Origin of the sequence: Seonamhaeicola maritimus (genome assembly GCF_008056315.1) — a bacterium.
GTDB lineage: Bacteria > Bacteroidota > Bacteroidia > Flavobacteriales > Flavobacteriaceae > Seonamhaeicola > Seonamhaeicola maritimus.
Window position 1 is genome coordinate 1 of sequence record NZ_VRKQ01000004.1, and the last position, 936, is coordinate 936.

Consider the following 936-nt stretch of genomic DNA (forward strand, 5'->3'; position numbering starts at 1 on the left):
ATTAAAAGTAATCAACAGTTCAAATCAGTTCGATTTTGAGAAATCAACAGTTCAGTTGAAACCAGCAACGGTTCAATTTGAATCAGCAACGGTTCATTTTGAAACTTGCAACACTTCATTTTGAAGCTTGCAACAGTTCAAACCTTTAGAGAACCTCTTCTCTTTGGTAGGTAATCAGCACCACATTGTGTGCATATTTCTGTCTTCTTCATCTTTATACGTAAATCAAACGTTTAATTTACGTATAAACTAATTTAAATTATCAATATTGAAAAATGTGTGGAGTAATAACCTTTCGGCTTCTACTTCAGTTACAAGTGGTTTTTTTACTTTTTTAGCTGGTTTCTTGGAAGTTTTTATTGTGGTGTGCAAAGATTTGTTTTGAACAATAACATTACTAGTCTCTGGTGCTGTTGCGATCACCTTCAAACTATTATTTATATCAGAGAAATAAGTGTCCATCATTTTGTGGGCGTTAAAATTACCTTTAGGAATGGCGGCTCTGTTAGGGTAAAATGTTTTAACTACTGCTTCAAAGTGTTTCTTATAGTATACAAACTGTAAATAGAATAAGTCCTTAACATGAGTTACATCTTTTATATGTGTTGCTAAGTGCGTATACATCCAATCTGTGATATAAAATAAGGTCTCTACCAGTTCAAAATATTTGTCTAATATATATGTAAACTCGATGGGGTTTGCGGCACTCTTTTTTTCAACAAGATTAAATAGGTTCTTTTCTAATTTGCTGCTTTTTATGGTGATCTCTATGGCATCTCTATCCGAAGTATATAGCATAGGCCCTTTATGGTAATCTATGACATAAACTGTATTAAGACCTATATGCTTTTTAAACACATCTAGCTTTTCAATAATATCCTTTGGGATTTGTGTCTCTGGTATAAAGAAATACAACTCTCTTAAAAGGTTTGGCAT

At 32.5% G+C, this 936-nt stretch carries 1 protein-coding gene; it reads right to left on the reverse strand.

All coding sequences use genetic code 11. The annotated features are described in order from the left end of the window. Positions 1-249: 249 nt before the first annotated feature. Positions 250-936, reverse strand: a 687-nt coding sequence (locus FUA22_RS18355) for a hypothetical protein (protein WP_170309803.1), incomplete at its 5' end; no start/stop codon positions are given.